The sequence below is a fragment of the Herbaspirillum sp. B65 genome (genome assembly GCF_000333555.1).
Taxonomy (GTDB): Bacteria; Pseudomonadota; Gammaproteobacteria; order Burkholderiales; family Burkholderiaceae_D; genus Herbaspirillum; species Herbaspirillum rubrisubalbicans.
In genome coordinates, this window is the sequence record NZ_BADI01000117.1 from 1 (window position 1) to 771 (window position 771).

The window sequence follows — 771 nt, forward strand, 5'->3', positions numbered from 1 at the left end:
ATCGCCATTGTCGCACGTCGCACCGCGGTCCCCCATTTCGGCTCCAGGCTGGACCACAAATGCCCACAGCCGCGTCAGATCGGCTATGCTTGCCAACCTTTGGCGGCGGCCGGCATGAAGACATGTTGTGCTCGCCTTTCCCTCGCACGAACACAATCCCATGGCGCTCAAATCCACCATCTTCAAGGCCGACCTGCAGATCTCCGACATGGATCGGCATTACTACCAGCAACACGCGCTGACCATCGCCCGTCATCCCTCCGAGACCGATGAACGGATGATGATCCGGGTGCTGGCCTTCGCCCTCCATGCCAGCGAGGCGTTGGCCTTCGGCAAGGGCTTGTCCGATACCGATGAGCCGGACCTGTGGCAGAAAGACCTGACCGGTGCCATCGATCTGTGGATCGAAGTGGGGCAACCCGATGACCGCGCCATCCTCAAGGCCTGTGGCCGCGCGCAGCAGGTGCTGGTGTACAGCTACAGCAGCACTTCCAACATCTGGTGGAACCAGACCGGCAGTCGCGTGGACCGCGCCAAGAACCTCAAGGTGATCAATGTCGCGGCGGAGGCCAGCCAGGCCCTGGCGGCGCTGGCCCAGCGCACCATGCAACTGCAGTGCACGATACAGGACGGCCAGGTCTGGCTGGGTGCCAATGAAAACATGGTGTTGATCGAACCGGAAACGATCAAGGATTTTGCCTGATTCTCCAGCGGGAGCAGCAAGAGGAGCGGCAGGAGCGGGAGTGATCCCCCGGACTTAGGTTTTCCACA

Annotated in this window: 1 protein-coding gene; it reads left to right on the top strand. The window is 61.3% G+C overall.

Annotated elements, in window-relative coordinates; genetic code table 11:
• The first annotated feature begins 160 nt into the window (after positions 1 to 160).
• Positions 161 to 703 carry a YaeQ family protein gene (locus I5W_RS03180; RefSeq protein WP_044528157.1) on the top strand — a complete coding sequence of 181 codons (543 nt, stop codon included), beginning with the start codon at positions 161 to 163 and terminating at the stop codon, positions 701 to 703.
• The last annotated feature ends 68 nt before the right edge of the window (positions 704 to 771 follow it).

Excerpts from the sequence above, each read along its gene's own strand:
- I5W_RS03180 (WP_044528157.1), top strand. The coding sequence starts at position 161 with ATGGCGCTCAAATCCACCATCTTCAAGGCCGACCTGCAGATCTCCGAC.